Raw genomic sequence first — 16,716 nt, 5'->3', positions numbered from 1 at the left:
AATCAATGAAACAAAATGGTACTCTCTTTGTTTTCTGCATACACTTTCACACGCTCTTCTCCTCGGAGCACACGCAAAGTGCCCTCAGCAAGTGACTGGAGTTCGTTTTCAACTGGATAAACAGCCACATCGGCAATCCAATCGACCCTGCTGCGAATTAGCTGAACAAAACTTTTAGCATGCACGAAAGTTCCTGTCAGCACAATGGCATCCACTCTTCCGAAAACGACCGTACTTGCCGCCCCAATTTCTTTGGCTATTTGGTAAGCCATTATTTCAAATGCGACCCGCGCTGTATGACTTCCTTTCGCTATGAGGGTCTCTACTTCCTGCACATTGATGGTCCCCATATATCTAGCGAGCCCCCCCTTACTCGACAGCATGTCTTCACAGTCATATTGACCCGAGTAACAGAGCGTCACCGACTCACCTACTGGAACGTCTCTAGTACAACTCAAGCTAAACGGTCCTTCTCCGTCCAAACCGTTGCTTACATTAACCACTTTGCCTCGTTTATGTACACCAACGGTCACTTCTTCTCCCATATGAACAACTATTAAATTTAACTCTTTATACGGTTTATCGATTGCTTCCGCAGCTTTCTTCGCCGCAGCCTTTTGATGGAAGGCGTGAAAAGTACTTTTTCGTTTAACAGCCGGCAAGCCCGATAAACGGGCGAGAGGCTCCAGTTCATCCAACGTAGCAGGAATAACCATAAAAGAAGGAATGTTCAATCCGGAGGCAATCTCATGCGCGAGTACTCCCCCTAAATTAGAAATATGCTGACCAGCATCCCCCTCTTGTAAATCCTTTAGCATAACATCATTTATTTTATACGCTCCTTCTTCTACTGGTCTCACCAATCCTCCACATGCGGACACAGCATCAAGTTTTGATAAGTTAATCCCTTCACGGTCAAGCGCATGAAGAATGGCTTCTTTTCGAAGCCCGCACTGTTCCATCACATTTTTATATTTTCTTAAACTCTCGCCGTCGTGAGAAAGGGTTTGTTCAAAGAGTAAATGTTCATTTTGAAATACTCCTACTTTTGTAGACGTTCGACTCGGGTTAAGTGCCAAAATCCGATAACCTTTCGCATCCAACTTGAATCCTCCTAAGTCTTGAAATACCTCTTACACGAATATTAACTATGTCGGCGGCTTAAAACATGGTGGTCATTTTGCAAAAATTGACTTCTCGATTTTCTCATTCGCTCGATGCGTTCTTCCGCTAACCGATCTGCCGCTGCATACGTTGGGATATTATCTCGTTTTGCAATTTCAATGACACGCTCAATATTAGAGTAAATTCCCTCCACTTTCTTTAGCGCTCGTTCATAATTGTAGCCATACAGTTCATCAGCTACATTGATGACACCTCCTGCATTAATAACATAGTCTGGCGCATACACAATTCCCAAATTATGAATGAGATCTCCATGTTTCGCTTCTCGCAACTGGTTGTTAGCTGCTCCTGCAATCACTTTCGCTTTTAGCTGTGGAATGGTGACATCATTAATTGTCGCCCCTAATGCGCACGGAGCATAAATATCACAATCGACGGCATATATGTCTTGTGGGTCGACCGCAACCGCTCCAAACGTTTCAACAGCACGTTGAACAGCTTCTTTTTGAATATCTGTCACGATAAGCTTGGCACCTTCTTCGTGCAAATGTTTGCAAAGATGAAAGGCCACATTGCCTACACCTTGTACTGCAATCTTTTTGCCTTCAAGAGAATCCGTGCCAAACGCTTCTTTTACGGCTGCCTTCATTCCTCTGTATACTCCGTAAGCCGTAACAGGCGAAGGATTGCCAGAAGACCCAAACGCAGGAGACACCCCTGTAACATAGTCTGTTTCCTGATAAATAATATCCATATCTTCAACCGTTGTGCCGACATCCTCAGCTGTAATATAACGACCGTTTAGTCCTTGAATGTAACGGCCAAACGCTCGAAACATCTCTTCATTTTTGTCGGTACGAGGGTCCCCAATAATAACCGTCTTTCCGCCGCCTAAATTCAACCCTGCAGCAGCATTTTTATACGTCATGCCCCTTGCCAGTCGAAGCGCGTCTTCAATGGCCGCTTCTTCTGATTCATATGTCCACATTCTTGTTCCTCCAAGCGCTGGACCTAATGTTGTATCATGAATGGCAATAATCGCCTTTAATCCTGATTGCTCATCTTGGCAAAGTACCAATTGTTCATAATCGTAGTCTTTCATATATTCAAAAATTTTCATTTTTATTCCTCCCGGTTGTCGTTATCATCTGCTGTTTTAAATAGGTCATGCGCAAAAGTCCGTGAAAGAACATTCCTCTCAGATTAATGAATGATTGGGGATATATCAATTTCCACCGGCAACGGATAAGCCTGCTTGCTGATGGAAGTTTTCTTTATAGTCTCCCCTGTCTTTCTCTATTCATAATCATGCAAGAACAATGCCAAACCTTTTATCCGTCTATTATCATGTTTCTTCAGCAGAAAAGCATGCAATAAATTGCAGACTGTGCAATTTATTGCATGCTTTTTTCTTCAATTCTATATTTCTCAATCTTGTAATATAAAGATCGAATGGAAATACCTAAATGCTGAGCGGTTTTCGTCTTATTGCCTTTATATTTATGAAGAACATCCGCAATAATACTAGCTTCATATTTTTCCACAAGACAACTTAACGTCTCGCGTTCTCTCACCTCTTTATATTCCTGTACATTCTCCCGCTGGTTAGTTACAGAGGATTGCAAAGGGGGAATATGATGGACATCAATCCATACTTCATTATAATTCATATAAATCATCGCCCTGCCTAGCATATTTTCTAACTCACGTACATTTCCCGGCCAATCGTATTGCTGAAGTAGTTCCACAGCACCCTTTGTTACACCTTCTACATTGCGGCCGTAATCTTGATTAATTTTTGTAATTAACCGGCCAGCGATTTGCTCAATGTCTTCTTTATGCTGACGGAGTGGAGGAATGTGAATCGGGATTTTATTTAATCGATAATATAAATCTTCCCTTATCCTCCCTGAAGCCATCTCCCGTTCTAAGTTAACATTGGTGGCCGCGATGACCCGGACATTAATCGAAATAGGTGTCGTCCCCCCGACACGAACAATTTCACCTTCTTGAAGTACCCTCAATAATTTCGCTTGCATATGTGCGGATAATTCCCCAATCTCATCTAAGAAAATACTGCCATTGTTAGCTTCTTCAAATAACCCTCGCTTTCCGCCCCGACGAGCTCCAGAGAAAGCGCCATCCTCATACCCAAACAATTCGCTTTCTAATAAAGTTTCAGAAAGAGCTGCACAATTCACCCGGACAAATTTGTTATATTTCCGATCACTCGCATTATGAATAGCGTGAGCAAATAATTCTTTTCCTGTCCCTGACTCGCCTCGCAACAAGACAGTAGCAGGTGTATTGGCCCCTAATTTCGCTTGCTCAACTGCCAGTCTGAATTCGTCTGATGTACCGAGAATATCTTCAAAAGAATATTTTGCTTCTAATGTGCGAATAATTTGCCTCGCCCGATTTAACTCCGTTGTAAGCAGTTGGATTTCGGACATATCATGAATAACGCCAACGCTACCTTTCAATTTGCCGTCAACAATAATAGGGGCAACATTGACAATGACATCTTTTCGTTTCTGCCCCACCTTCATCCTGACACCCCGCATAGGTCTTCGGGTTTTCAGCACCTTCATATGCACGCTTTCTCCTTCAGAAATATCGGTAGCTGCAGGTTTTCCAATCACATCTTTTTCATGCAGTCCTGTTAATTTTGTATAAGCTGGATTAATTAAAATTCCCCGCCCCTGTTCATCGACAACCGAAATCGCTTCTTCGGACGATTGGATAATTGCCTCAAGCATTGTCTGAATCTCTTTTAGATTTGTTACTTCTTCCGCTAAATTCACAATTTCCGTAATATCTTTAAAAAGAGAAAATGCTCCAAATAACTCACCATCTTCATCAATCATCGGCATGCGTGAAGTAATAATTTTCCGGCCATTTTGCAAAAGAAACTCCTGGTTTCTATCCATTTTTCTCGTTTGTAAAATATCAGGCAATTGACTACTCGGAATCCATTCATGAATATGTTTCCCTACCGCCTCTTCACTCTTATAGCCTGTCATACTTTCTGCTGCTCGATTAAAAAGTGTAATGGTTCCTGTTTGGTCGATGACAATCATGCCGTCACGAATAGAATTAAAAATAAGATCATGCTTAAACGACTGGTCTTTCAAAGTACGAATAAGCGCTTCTTTTTCATCCATCAGTACTGCTATACTGAATGCCACCTCTCTTGGAACGATAATCATCTTTGGATGGCGCACCAATTGAAGCTCCTCAACTATTACCGGACTGCCTGTCGCTTCTACGACAATATCAATGTCATCGTTCAAAAACATGCGCCAGTCCGTTCCAGTGGCAATGTTATATTGCTGCGCCAACTTCATTGCTGGAGCACTCTCTTCTTTATCCACGACTGCACAGACTTCCAGCGTGTCAGTTTCAAGCATAATTTTTAAAATAGCTAAGCCGCATTTTCCAGCCCCAATCACTACTACTTTTTGCATACTCAACCACCTATCATCTTATTGCGATTTGTTTTTACCTCTGTGTTACGATTCGGCATTGTTTACACGGTACACTCCTTATCTTTTTACACTGAAAAATCTCCCTTGACAAATTCTATCGTTCTTATATGATTCAGTTGAAGGACATTTTTTGAAGAAAGGATTTATGAGCCCATGATTCGAATCATTGCCTTAATTGTACTGCTCATTCCAGGAGCGTTAGCTGCATATGGGATTAAATTAATGAGAGATATGGTATTTGGTCTTCTTCAGCCCCCGTTTCCCTCTCTATTCCTCCAGTTTACCGCTGGTCTTCTTTTCTTTCTGCTCGGTCTCGGCTTTGTCGCTGGCTTTATTCTTCATCGAGACCGCAAAAAAAATAAAGTTCAAGAAAAATTTCAAAAAAAAGAGCAGGCCGGCAAATATTAAGTTCCTTTCATACACCATTCGTTATGAAAAAGCCTCGTCAGCAAATCATCCGATTTCCGTAACGAGGCTTTTCTGGGAGCAGTTGAAAAGAGTTATTTTTTACTCTTTTCAGCTCTCCCTTTTTCATTTAGATGGTTTAAACAGCTTACAAGCCTTTTCCGGATAATCCGTAATTAAAGCATCACAGCCAATAAGATAAAGCTGTTTCATCACCTCTTCGTCATTGACCGTATAAGGACGCACTGCTAATTGCTCGCTATGCGCACCATAAACAACAATATCATTAACTGTTCGATAATTAGGATGAAGCCCCTTTACACACATGTTTTTAGCATAGTTCCACGGCTCAAATAACTGCATAGAATAGAGAATCGCCGTTTCCACATCCTCACCCAAACTAACAACCCGTGCCATACTGTTATGATTAAACGAAGACAACACCACAAGCTCTTTCATATTCAACTCATATAACAAATCCATAACCTTCGTTTCCAAAGATGAATATTCAAACACATTATTCTTTAGTTCAATGTTTACTTTTAAAGAAATCGCGGCCGCCCATTCCAATACTTCTCGCAACGTCGGTACAGGACATTTGCCATACTTCCCTTTAAACTTGTAGCTAGCATCTAGTTTTCGAATTTGTGCATACGTTAAATCTTTTACATATCCCGTCCCATTCGTTGTTCGATCTACCTTTTCATCGTGAATGACAATAAGCTCACCATCTTTTGACATATGTACATCTAATTCAATTCCATCCGCTCCCGCTTTCGCAGCCGCCTGAAATGAAACCATTGTATTTTCAGGGAAAGTTCCGGCTGCCCCTCGATGGCCGTATATTTCCATTGGTCAACCTCCCTTTACTTTCGTATGAATCATTCTATTTTTACCGGATAACCCCTTTTCTTTTACAAAATATTTGCTATACTTACATGTACATTTCCCATTCGAAAGGAGGGTCACACGTGAGACCTTTACAGCTTTCTCCTGAAACAGCGGTTAAATTAGCAGAAGCTTTAAATATTCCATTGGAACAATTAATGCACATGCCCCAGCATATTTTGCTGCAAAAAATGGCTACCTTAAATCAGGATGACGAACAAAAAAGTGAGTCCTAAAAGCGGAAATATTCACATCTATTTCGCCCCTAGACTCACCATCTAATCATCCATTACAAAAACTCCTAAAACATCAGGAGTTCACATAACATCGATCTTATATTGTAAACGCTCTTTCAAAAGGACCTGAGTAAAATCAGGTCTTTGTCTGTACCCGTTAACTTCTCTTTATTCCTTACCCTCTCAAGAAGCTTTATGCTCCAAACGTAATTTATCCGCTACCATGGCGATGAATTCGGAATTCGTCGGCTTTGCTTTTGTCATGCTGACGGTATAACCGAAAAGGGATGAGATAGAATCAATGTTTCCACGGCTCCATGCTACTTCAATCGCATGACGAATTGCACGTTCTACACGGCTTGCTGTCGTGTTATATTTTTTAGCGATATCTGGATATAACACTTTCGTGATAGACCCAAGTAGCTCAATATCTTTGTACACCATCGAAATAGCTTCGCGTAAATATAAATAGCCTTTAATGTGGGCCGGAACACCAATTTCATGGATAATACTTGTAATATTCGCATCCAAATTGTTGGATTTCCCTTCTCGCGGCATTCTTACTGATGATGACAGAGAACTAGAGCGCTTTAAAACAGACGAAGACTGGCCATTCACTTGTCTAATATGGTTCACAAGGTTTTCCATATCAAACGGCTTTAAAATAAAGTAAGATGCTCCTAAATCCACTGCTTTTTTCGTAACATCTTCTTGGCCAAAAGCTGTTAACATAATGACATTTGGATAGTTTTCTTTCTTCATTTCTTTCACTTGACCTAAGACTGCCAACCCGTCCAAATGAGGCATGATAATGTCTAATACGAGCACATCCGGATCTTTATCTCGCAACATTGATAAGCATTCTTGACCGTTATACGCAACCCCAATTACTTCCATATCATCCTGTGCTGAAATATAATCTTCTAGAAGTCCGATTAACTCTCTGTTGTCATCCACTAAACAAACCTTAATTTTTTTCACAACAGATTCCTCCTCAATCCCTGTAATCCTCGCATTTATCCTATCTTTTATTCTAAATGATGATTTCGACAATGCAACAAAATTTCCTTTATTTTTTTGGAAAAAAGTCCATTTCTTAAAATTCCTACTGTTTTCTCTGTTTTTCTCCTTTTTTCGACGCGAACGTTTTTTCGAAAAAAGGAAATCACTTTATTATACATGCAAAAAGAAAAAAGAAAAAGACGAACTCTGTTAGCTCGCCTTTTTCTCATCTTGTTTATAAATATCAATTCCCGCCTCATTCAGCATCCACTCAATATGAACTCCATACCCCGAGGTAGGATCATTGACGAAAACATGTGTGACAGCCCCGATGACTTTTCCGTCTTGAATGATAGGACTTCCACTCATCCCTTGAACAATACCGCCTGTTTTTTCGAGCAATTCTGGGTCGGTTATTTTTATAACCATTCCTTTCGTTGCAGGAAATTTTTGAGGAACCGTACTGACAATTTGAACATCAAATTCCTCGACTCGGTCATCATTCACAACGGTTAAAATTTTCGCGGGTCCTTCTTTTACTTGATGAGACAAAGCAATTGGCATTGGTTGATCCAGTCTTCCATTTTGGATTGATTGATTGAGTTTGCCGAAAATGCCAAAAGGACTATTTCGTGTAATATTACCAATAATATTTTTATCTGCCGAAAACCTTGCTAACTTTTCTCCAGGTACGCCATTGCTTCCTTTTTCAATAGACGTAACCGTAGACTTCATAATTTGGCCGTTTTCAACAACAATCGGTTTTTTCGTGTCCATATCTGAAATAACATGACCTAATGCCCCATATTTTTTAGAAATTGGATCATAGAAAGTCATCGTGCCGATTCCCGCTGCTGAATCACGAATATACAACCCGATGCGATATGCATATTCTTGCTTGTCTTTTAAAGGGAAAAGCTTCGTACGAAACTCTTTTTGATCTCGTATGACGACCAGATTCAGCGGCTTCCCTGTTTTTCCGGCCGCTTGAACAAATGGCGTTACATCACTCATTTGTTCAATTTTTGTTCCGTTAATCGTTGTAATCATATCGCCAACTTGAATACCGGCAATTTCACCAGGTGATTTTTTTCCTTCTTTTGTATCAACCTGATGGTAACCTACAACTAGTACACCGCGGGAATTGAGACGTACACCTATTGATTGCCCTCCCGGAATCACCTTAAAATCCGGCAAGACATCGACGTTTACTTTTTTTATAGGAATACCCGCCAATTCCAACATGAGTTCTTCTTTCCCAAATTGATTTCCCGAGATTGTAAGCTGTGCATTGTCTTCTCTATTCATCGTATATACAGCTTGTTCTTTAGGTTGTGCCGCTACCGGCAGGGCATGGGAAACCATTTCGGTTTGTCCTTCAAACAATACAAGATGCTTTGGAATACTGACGTAGTGACGAATACTTGGAAAAAAGCCTAAACTTATGAGCGAAACAAGGAGAATAACGCCTATCATCTTTCTGTATCTATTTAGCATTTCTTTCATCCACTCTCCTCGCTTCCTACCCCACACCATCCATTTCTGGCTACAGTTTTAATGTTGCCTTCTTTCTGTTCATTTATAACTTCATTTGAGCGAAAAGAGAGGGATATTCAGAAAGATTCATTCTTTATAGGAAAAGCTAAATAATAAGAAAAAAGCGACTCAAAAAGGGAATAATGTCCTCTCAAACCGCCTTTTTCTTTCTGTATGTGTACCAAACCTAGCTTAACAAGTTTGCTTTATTTGCGATGCAAGCGACAACAGCTCTTTTGCATGCGCTTTCGTTAAATCTGTAATTTCCACACCTGCAATCATCCGGCCAATTTCCCGTACTTTTTCCCCTAAGGAAAGCGGCTTAACCGATGTTCTCGTTCGCTCCCCAATCACTTCTTTGGCGATGAACAAGTGCGTATCCGCCATAGCAGCTACTTGAGGCAAATGGGAAATACACAACACTTGGGACCCGCATGCAATACGATAAATCTTTTCCCCAATGGATTGAGCCACACGTCCGCTTACGCCTGTATCCACCTCATCAAAAATGATGGACGTTACACCTTGATGCTCGGAAAAAATACTTTTTAGCGCGAGCATAATGCGCGAGAGTTCTCCACCTGATGCCACTTTTGCAAGCGGTTTAAGCGGCTCTCCAGGGTTTGTGGAAATGTGAAATTCCGCCACGTCAATTCCATCTTTACCAAACTTCACCGGTTCTCCATCTAATACCACATCATCAAAAGAACCTGTTTTCTTAGAAATTTCAACATGGAAGACGGTTTTTGCCATATAAAGCTCTTTCAACTCGCGGTGAATGCTTTCTGTTAAGTCACCTGCTAATTTCTTCCTTAACTTTGATAAATGGCGAGCTTCCACAAGTAAATCTTTTGCCACACTCTCAAGTTGCTCTTTAATTTTCGACACATGTGTGTCTCGGTTTTGAATCGTGTCAACCTCATCTTCAATCACGGATGCATATGTTAAAATATCTTCTACCGTTTGTCCGTATTTTCGCTTCAAATGGTTAATTTCATTCAGCCTTGCTTCAATAAAATCAAGACGTTTCGGATCATACTCTAACATGTCTAGTTGCTGTCGAATTTTATAAGACATGTCTTCCAACTGGTAAAAGCTATTAGACACACTTTCGGCAATTTCGCCATACGTCGGCTCCAAATGAGAAATCTCTTCTGTATGATTCATCGCAAGACCAATCCAGTCAAGACCTCGCTGTTCTCCATGAAGGGCATTGTACGCATCTTGGAGAGCATGATAAATTTTTTCGAAGTTGGAAATTTTCATTCGTTCATCCATGAGCTGTCTATCTTCATCTGGCACTAAATTAGCTGCCCGAATCTCTTCCAACTGAAACTGAATTAAATCTAAACGATGCGCCATTTGTTGCTCGTTTTCCGTCAATTTATCCAGTTGCTTTTTCAATCCGAGATATTTGTCGTACAAAGCCTGATACTCCGTTAGCGCTTTTTCTATCTCAGTGCCTCCATATTGGTCCAATAACGATAGATGACGATCTTCATTCATTAAATCCTGGTGTTCATGCTGGCCATGAATATCCACCAATGTTTGCCCAATCTCTCTTAAAATGGCCAATGTGACAAGCTTCCCATTTACCCGGCAAACGCTTTTTCCGTTTGTTGTAATGTCACGGCGCAAAATAATCATATTATCTTCCACATCAATCCCTAATTGCTCCGCTTTTTCTCGGCACGCATGATGATGTTCATCTAAGAGAAATAATCCTTCAATTTCCGCCTTCGACGTTCCATGACGGACAAATTCCGCGGAGCCGCGTCCTCCCACTAATAAATGGATGGCATCAATAATAATCGATTTTCCAGCACCTGTTTCTCCTGTGAGGACCGTTAATCCTCGTTCAAACGAGATGGCCAAAGATTCAATAATGGCAAAGTTCTTAATCGACAGTTCAGCTAACAAAGCAATTCACACCTTCTACAACATTTCTATAAAGCGATCTGAAATAACTTTTGTGTCTTCTGGCGTTCGGCAAATAATGAGGCATGTATCATCTCCGCAAATCGTCCCCAAAATTTCCTCCCAGTCTAAATGATCAATAAGCGCACCGATGGCATTGGCGTTCCCAGGCAATGTTTTCATGACAAGCATATGCCCAGCCGCATCAATTTTGACAAACGCATCCATCAATCCTCTTTTGAGCTTCTGTAAAGGATTAAAACGCTGGTCAGCCGGTAAACTATATTTATAACGTCCATCCATCAATGGAACTTTTACTAAATGTAATTCTTTAATGTCACGTGAAACCGTTGCCTGAGTAACATTAAAGCCTTGATTTTTTAAAATGTCCACAAGTTCATCTTGTGTTTCAATGTCGTTGCTTGTAATAATTTCACGAATTTTAATATGTCTTTGTCCTTTATTCATATGACACCTCACACTTTTTGTCAAATGCCCCGTATATTTAATGTTACTGAAATCTACATTATTGTGCAATTTATTTCATCAATTATTATTCACTATTATGTACAATTTGATCATCCGTCGACATATATCGCCAATCACACAAATTGAAGGGGATGTCCCGAAACCATGGTTCCGAGGCACCCCCTGACATGTCTCATCATACATGCTATTTTTTTTCTTTTAAAACGTCATGAGCCTTGGCTACCACTTCACTTGCAGACAGTGAGAGCTGATTTTCTCCATGTTCTTTCGTACCCGTCCATTTTAAATGAAGGAGGAATTCAATATTCCCGTCTCCTCCTGTAATGGGAGAAAACGAAGCATCCATCACATCATAGCCCGTTTGAAGCGAAAAATCGATCATTCTTTGAAGAACCTCTTCGTGAATAGACGGTTCTCGTACGATTCCTTTTTTCCCGACTTGCTCTCGACCCGCTTCAAATTGCGGTTTTACTAAGGCAACCACATCGCTATCAGCTACAAGTAGTTGCTTTAAAACAGGCAAAATGAGCTTTAGCGAAATAAATGATACATCAATGGATGCAAAATTTGGCATCCCTTCCGTTAAATCTGCTGGCGTTACATAACGGAAATTCGTTCTTTCCATTACAACGACGCGGGGATCTTGACGTAACTTCCACGCTAATTGGTTATATCCTACATCTAGAGCATACGACATTTTCGCCCCGTTTTGAAGGGCGCAATCTGTAAAACCGCCCGTTGATGCACCGATATCAAGCAAAATTTTGTCTTCTACACTTAAATCAAATTCTTTTAACGCTTTTTCAAGTTTAAATCCGCCGCGGCTCACATACGGCATAACACTTCCCTTTACAGTCAAAGGAATTTCCCGGTCCACTTTTTCACCCGGTTTGTCGAGGCGCTCTTCGTTGGAATACACTAAACCAGCCATCACTGCTCGTTTCGCTTTTTCCCTCGTCTCTACAAGACCTCGCTCCACTAATAATACATCAATTCTTTCTTTTTTCGTCACCGTATCTCAAGCCCTTTTTGTTTAGATCGCACTAATTGTTCTATGCGCTTTACGACATTTTCTTTTGTTAAATCTATTTCCTCTAACAACTGGCTGACACTACCATGTTCAATGAAGCGATCTGGAATACCAAGGCGAGAAATAGGCGTTCCGTAGTAGCCATGATCTCCAGCAAACTCCAGTACTCCACTTCCAAAGCCACCTTGCAGAACAGCTTCTTCAATCGTCAACACAGGCTTGCCGGAAGCGAAAATTTGATGAAGCATGTCTTCATCCATCGGTTTGATGAAGCGTGCATTAACGACTTCAACTGCAATCCCTTGCTTTTCAAGTTGTTCTGCTGCTTGCAACGCCATCGGAATCGTCGTACCGAACGTTAAAATAACAACATCTTTTCCTTCTTTCAGTACTTCCCATGTTCCAATCGGAAGCTTTTGTAAGTCTTTATCAAGAGGAACTCCTAATCCGTTCCCACGTGCATATCGCATCGCAATTGGGCCATCATTATATTGAAGCGCCGTGTACACCATATGCTGACCTTCATTCTCATCTTTTGGCATCATCAGCACCATATTTGGAATGTGGCGTAAAAAGGCAATATCAAATACCCCTTGATGGGTTTCTCCATCTGCTCCTACTAATCCAGATCGGTCAATCCCGATAAACACATTCAGATTTTGGCGACAAATATCGTGTACAACTTGATCATACGCACGCTGCAAAAAGGTTGAATAAATAGCTAAAAACGGCTTCATGTTTTGCGTAGCTAATCCCGCTGCCATTGTGGCCGCATGCTGCTCTGCAATCCCTACATCATACATCCGTTCAGGCAATTCTTGTTGGAATTTTTCTAATTTTGAACCGACCGGCATTGCAGGAGTAATCGCGACAATTCGTTCGTCTTCCCGAGCCACCCTTAAGACCGTATCACTTACAAGCTTGCTCCACCCGATTGGAGCGCTGTCTGGCTTAATAAAATCTCCAGATTCAATTTTATATGGGCCTGTCCCGTGCCAAGTTCCAATTTTGTCAGACTCTGCTGGCAAATAGCCTTTTCCTTTTTTCGTAATGACATGAACAAGGACAGGTCCTTTCGTTTTCTTGGCGTAATGTAAGTTTTCAAATAAATCATCGTAGTTATGTCCATCTACTGGACCTAAATATGTAAAGCCAAGTTCTTCAAAAAACATTCCTGTTACGAACATATATTTTAAGCCGTCTTTGACCCGCTCAGCTGTCAGTGCAAGCTTTCCGCCTACTGCTGGAACTTTCTTTAATAGCGTCTCAAGCTCGTCTTTAACCCAATGATACTTTCCAGCTGTCCGAAGACGCCCTAACACATTATGCAGTGCCCCGACATTCGGAGCAATAGACATTTCATTATCATTTAAAATAACAATCATATCTTTTTGTTCATGTCCAATATGGTTTAGCGCTTCCAAAGCCATTCCGCCAGTTAAGGCTCCGTCACCAATTACAGGAACGACGTATTCTTTCGACTTTTTCAAATCACGAGCAGCTACCATCCCCATTGCGGCGGACAAAGATGTCGAGCTATGCCCCGTTTCCCATACATCATGTTCACTTTCTATTCTCTTCGGAAACCCGCAAAGTCCTTTATATTGACGAAGAGTAGCAAATTCAGAAGCACGACCTGTCAAAATTTTATGGACATATGACTGGTGGCCCACATCCCATAAAAATTTATCCTGAGGGCTGTTAAATACTTTATGGAGCGCGATTGTAAGTTCCACAACACCTAGATTCGGCCCAATATGTCCCCCTGTCGCAGACAATTCATTGATTAAAAACCGGCGAATCTCTTCGCTCAATTGAATTAGCTCCTCTTTGGACATTTTCTTTAAAAATTGAGGGCTTTTAATCGATGTAAGATCCATGTGGATCACTCACTTTCGTACATTATATAGAATTACCTTAATTCATTATGACAATTTTTATACATATATGGCAAAGATTAACGTATTCAAAATTCCTAAGTGAAAAAATAGCCGCTAACACAAAAGTGATAACGGCAACCGATAAATTGATTCTTTTATAAACCCTAAAACCTATGCACTATTTTTCACACAATAGTAATGCTATTTTATCATAGTTTTTTGTAATACTCAATAAAAAACATTAACTTTCTCGTTCTTCAATATAAGTGCAAATTTTTTCTAATGCATCATGCCGTACATTCGCGTTCCGTAAACATTCTTTTGCTTGCTTAATGTGATAGCGAAGCTTTTCTTTTGCTTCATCCATCCCAAGCAACGACGGATAGGTTGTTTTGTCGTTTTCCGTATCGCTTCCTACCGGTTTGCCAAGTTGTTCTTCGCTTCCCTCGATGTCTAAAATGTCATCACGGATTTGAAAAGCTAACCCTAAGTGGACACTGAAAGCATCTAATTGGCGCAGCTGTTCTTCGGAAGCACCTGCCAATATCGCTCCCGCTCTTACACAAAAAGTGAGCAGCTTCCCTGTTTTATGCTTATGAATGTATTCAAGTTCTTCAAGGGATAACGCTTTTTGTTCCCCTTCCATGTCCGCTACTTGTCCTCCTACCATGCCTTCTGCACCAGCGGCCTTAGCAAGCTCTAGTACGAGTTGCATTTTAGTACTGTCACTTACGTCAGGATGCGAGGATTCTGTTAGTACTTGGAAGCTTTTTGTCAACAATGCGTCACCCGCCAATATCGCCACTGCTTCACCAAATACTTTATGATTAGTCGGTTTCCCGCGTCTTAAATCATCATTGTCCATGCTCGGTAAATCATCATGGATTAGTGAATATGTATGGATCATCTCTACTGCACAGGAAGCGGCAATCCCCATTTCTTCCTCTTTTTCAAACGCTCGCAATGTCGCGAAAACAAGAAGAGGGCGGATTCGTTTCCCTCCTGCGGTCAACGAATAGTTCATCGCTTCTAATAACACGGGCGGTGCAGATAATCGGTTCACCATGGCAGGAAGCTCTGCTTCAATTTTCATCTTCACACTGGCTATGTAGTTTTGAAATTCAGCATCGTTCACGGTTATTCTTCCTCCTGCACAACAAATGGCTCTAGTTGCCCATCTTCACGAAGTACATGCTCCATTTGTTTTTCGATTTGCTGTAAACGTTCATGGCAAAACTTCGAAATTTCCATTCCTTCTTGGAAATGCTGAATGGCTTTCTCTAACGGCACATCTCCTTCTTCAAGCTTTGTGACGATTTCCTCCAGCTTTTCCATAGCTTCTTCAAAAGAATAGTTTTTTTGATCACTCATTATTTAAACGCTCCTCCACTTTTGCAACTTCACATTGTAAGTCCCCGTCCGATAAGCGAACATGAATCATGTCTCCTGTTGAAACGTCTTTTGTACTTTTTAGCAACTGTTGATCAGTATCGTACACAAGACTGTACCCTCTTTCCATTGTCTTCAGCGGACTCAAGGCATTCAACTTAGAGGCGGTTGAAACGAACGACATTTGATGTTGCTTTAAAATGGTCTGCATATCTTTAATCAATGTTTTCGTCAACTGCTGCTGTTGTTCTTTTGAACGTCTCACTTGTTCACTTGGGTGATTACGAAGTAACTGACGGGCAAGCTGTTCATACTTCTCCCTTTGATTGTTCATGTTTCTTCTGCTTTCACGATACAATCGATCCATTAACTTGTCCAACTCTTGCTCTTTTTGCTCACACAATTTCCCTGGATAACGAAAAGCATATGATTTTTGAGCACGGTGAAGTCTTTCGCGTTGAAATGCTACCATTTCTCTCATTGCCCGCATCATTCGAATTCTCCGTTGTTCTATCCGCTCCATCACTTCTGTTAAATGAGGGACCGCCAGTTCTGCAGCACCAGTCGGTGTAGGGGCTCGTAAATCAGCGACAAAATCAGCAATGGTAAAATCCGTTTCATGTCCCACTGCTGAAATAATCGGAATTTTGGACTGATAGATGGCATGAGCGACCGTTTCTTCGTTAAACGCCCACAATTCTTCAATCGAGCCTCCGCCCCGTCCGACAATAAGTACATCCAAATTGCCGAGGCGGTTTGCTTGTTCAATCGCCTTGACAATGGAAGGCGCTGCGTTTACACCTTGAACTAATGCTGGGATTAACACGATTTCTCCAATAGGATAACGCCGCTTCAATGTTGTCAAAATATCTCGAATGGCTGCACCGGTAGGAGATGTGACCACCCCAATTCGATTTGGGTAAGGCGGGAGAGAACGCTTGCGACTGTCATCAAACAAGCCTTGCTCCTGTAGTTTCGTTTTGAGCTGTTCATAAGCCAAATATAGGTTACCAATCCCGTCAGGCTGCATTTCTTTCACATACATTTGATAATTTCCGCTCGGCTCGTATACCGCAACCTCTCCCCGGATTACGACCTTCATGCCGCTTTCGGGGCGAAATGCCAAGCCACGGTTATAACCAGCAAACATCACAGCCTGAATCCGTGCATTTTCATCCTTTAACGTAAAGTACATATGCCCTCGGCTATGCATCTTAAAATTAGATAATTCCCCCTTAATCCAAATGTCTTGAAGATGGGGATCTACATCAAATTTTCGTTTAATATACTTCGTTAAAGCCGTCACCGTTAAATACCTAATCTCACTCATC

At 41.2% G+C, this 16,716-nt stretch carries 15 protein-coding genes; 2 read left to right on the top strand and 13 right to left on the bottom strand.

Features of this window, described 5'->3' with window-relative positions; all coding sequences use genetic code 11:
• Positions 1-2: 2 nt before the first annotated feature.
• From buk to ACXAEO_RS03730, 3 genes are all read right to left on the bottom strand, one after another.
• Positions 3-1,103: a butyrate kinase gene (gene buk / locus ACXAEO_RS03740; RefSeq protein WP_474878131.1), complete on the bottom strand. Its 1,101-nt coding sequence runs from the start codon at positions 1,101-1,103 to the stop codon at positions 3-5.
• A 41-nt stretch (positions 1,104-1,144) separates the two neighbouring features.
• A complete protein-coding gene (bcd, locus tag ACXAEO_RS03735; RefSeq protein ID WP_474878129.1) occupies positions 1,145-2,245 on the bottom strand; it encodes a branched-chain amino acid dehydrogenase in 1,101 nt (366 codons plus the stop codon).
• A 274-nt stretch (positions 2,246-2,519) separates the two neighbouring features.
• A complete protein-coding gene (locus ACXAEO_RS03730) occupies positions 2,520-4,592 on the bottom strand; it encodes a sigma-54 interaction domain-containing protein (protein WP_474878126.1) in 2,073 nt (690 codons plus the stop codon).
• Positions 4,593-4,766: 174 nt separating this feature from the next.
• On the opposite strand from ACXAEO_RS03730, the gene ACXAEO_RS03725 reads away from it, so the two are divergent.
• The gene (locus ACXAEO_RS03725) at positions 4,767-5,021 is read left to right on the top strand and encodes a DUF2627 domain-containing protein (RefSeq protein ID WP_474878124.1); all 255 of its coding nucleotides are present in this window, start codon (positions 4,767-4,769) and stop codon (positions 5,019-5,021) included.
• A gap of 123 nt (positions 5,022-5,144) precedes the next feature.
• Here ACXAEO_RS03725 and ACXAEO_RS03720 read toward each other — a convergent pair whose 3' ends face one another.
• Positions 5,145-5,870 (bottom strand): glycerophosphodiester phosphodiesterase, encoded by a 726-nt coding sequence (locus ACXAEO_RS03720; protein WP_474878122.1) that lies wholly within the window; start codon positions 5,868-5,870, stop codon positions 5,145-5,147.
• Positions 5,871-5,989: 119 nt separating this feature from the next.
• On the opposite strand from ACXAEO_RS03720, the gene ACXAEO_RS03715 reads away from it, so the two are divergent.
• Complete coding sequence (locus ACXAEO_RS03715) at positions 5,990-6,142, top strand: YycC family protein (RefSeq protein WP_474878120.1); 153 nt, start codon at positions 5,990-5,992, stop codon at positions 6,140-6,142.
• 183 nt (positions 6,143-6,325) lie between these two features.
• On the opposite strand, the gene spo0A is transcribed toward ACXAEO_RS03715, so the two are convergent.
• From spo0A to xseA, 9 genes are all read right to left on the bottom strand, one after another.
• The gene (spo0A, locus tag ACXAEO_RS03710; protein WP_474878118.1) at positions 6,326-7,123 is read right to left on the bottom strand and encodes a sporulation transcription factor Spo0A; all 798 of its coding nucleotides are present in this window, start codon (positions 7,121-7,123) and stop codon (positions 6,326-6,328) included.
• A 231-nt stretch (positions 7,124-7,354) separates the two neighbouring features.
• Positions 7,355-8,650 carry a SpoIVB peptidase gene (gene spoIVB, locus ACXAEO_RS03705; protein ID WP_474878116.1) on the bottom strand — a complete coding sequence of 432 codons (1,296 nt, stop codon included), beginning with the start codon at positions 8,648-8,650 and terminating at the stop codon, positions 7,355-7,357.
• Between the two features lie 222 nt (positions 8,651-8,872).
• Positions 8,873-10,600, bottom strand: coding sequence for a DNA repair protein RecN (gene recN, locus ACXAEO_RS03700; RefSeq protein ID WP_474878112.1), 1,728 nt, complete (start codon positions 10,598-10,600; stop codon positions 8,873-8,875).
• A gap of 15 nt (positions 10,601-10,615) precedes the next feature.
• Positions 10,616-11,065, bottom strand: coding sequence for a transcriptional regulator AhrC/ArgR (ahrC, locus tag ACXAEO_RS03695; protein ID WP_474878108.1), 450 nt, complete (start codon positions 11,063-11,065; stop codon positions 10,616-10,618).
• Between the two features lie 205 nt (positions 11,066-11,270).
• The gene (locus tag ACXAEO_RS03690) at positions 11,271-12,098 is read right to left on the bottom strand and encodes a TlyA family RNA methyltransferase (protein ID WP_474878106.1); all 828 of its coding nucleotides are present in this window, start codon (positions 12,096-12,098) and stop codon (positions 11,271-11,273) included.
• On the bottom strand, positions 12,095-13,996 hold the full coding sequence (dxs, locus tag ACXAEO_RS03685; protein WP_474878103.1) for a 1-deoxy-D-xylulose-5-phosphate synthase: 1,902 nt from the start codon (positions 13,994-13,996) through the stop codon (positions 12,095-12,097). Before dxs ends, ACXAEO_RS03690 begins: the two co-directional genes overlap by 4 nt.
• A gap of 241 nt (positions 13,997-14,237) precedes the next feature.
• Positions 14,238-15,089 (bottom strand): polyprenyl synthetase family protein, encoded by an 852-nt coding sequence (locus ACXAEO_RS03680; protein WP_474883949.1) that lies wholly within the window; start codon positions 15,087-15,089, stop codon positions 14,238-14,240.
• A 44-nt stretch (positions 15,090-15,133) separates the two neighbouring features.
• Positions 15,134-15,367 (bottom strand): exodeoxyribonuclease VII small subunit, encoded by a 234-nt coding sequence (locus tag ACXAEO_RS03675; protein WP_028394830.1) that lies wholly within the window; start codon positions 15,365-15,367, stop codon positions 15,134-15,136.
• Positions 15,360-16,715: an exodeoxyribonuclease VII large subunit gene (gene xseA, locus ACXAEO_RS03670; protein WP_474878100.1), complete on the bottom strand. Its 1,356-nt coding sequence runs from the start codon at positions 16,713-16,715 to the stop codon at positions 15,360-15,362. Before xseA ends, ACXAEO_RS03675 begins: the two co-directional genes overlap by 8 nt.
• Position 16,716 lies beyond the last annotated feature (1 nt).

It is taken from the genome of Bacillus sp. ABA4_010 (assembly GCF_056159105.1).
Note: the sequence above shows the minus strand (reverse complement) of the source record. Positions and strands in the feature narration are given on the sequence as shown.

Bases quoted from the DNA above. Each gene is read 5' to 3' on its own strand.
- bcd (WP_474878129.1), bottom strand. From the start codon at position 2,245: ATGAAAATTTTTGAATATATGAAAGACTACGATTATGAACAATTGGTA.
- ACXAEO_RS03730 (WP_474878126.1), bottom strand. From the start codon at position 4,592: ATGCAAAAAGTAGTAGTGATTGGGGCTGGAAAATGCGGCTTAGCTATT.
- ACXAEO_RS03725 (WP_474878124.1), top strand. From the start codon at position 4,767: ATGATTCGAATCATTGCCTTAATTGTACTGCTCATTCCAGGAGCGTTA.
- ACXAEO_RS03720 (WP_474878122.1), bottom strand. From the start codon at position 5,870: ATGGAAATATACGGCCATCGAGGGGCAGCCGGAACTTTCCCTGAAAAT.
- spoIVB (WP_474878116.1), bottom strand. From the start codon at position 8,650: ATGAAAGAAATGCTAAATAGATACAGAAAGATGATAGGCGTTATTCTC.
- ahrC (WP_474878108.1), bottom strand. From the start codon at position 11,065: ATGAATAAAGGACAAAGACATATTAAAATTCGTGAAATTATTACAAGC.
- dxs (WP_474878103.1), bottom strand. From the start codon at position 13,996: ATGGATCTTACATCGATTAAAAGCCCTCAATTTTTAAAGAAAATGTCC.
- ACXAEO_RS03680 (WP_474883949.1), bottom strand. From the start codon at position 15,089: ATGAAAATTGAAGCAGAGCTTCCTGCCATGGTGAACCGATTATCTGCA.
- ACXAEO_RS03675 (WP_028394830.1), bottom strand. From the start codon at position 15,367: ATGAGTGATCAAAAAAACTATTCTTTTGAAGAAGCTATGGAAAAGCTG.
- xseA (WP_474878100.1), bottom strand. From the start codon at position 16,715: ATGAGTGAGATTAGGTATTTAACGGTGACGGCTTTAACGAAGTATATT.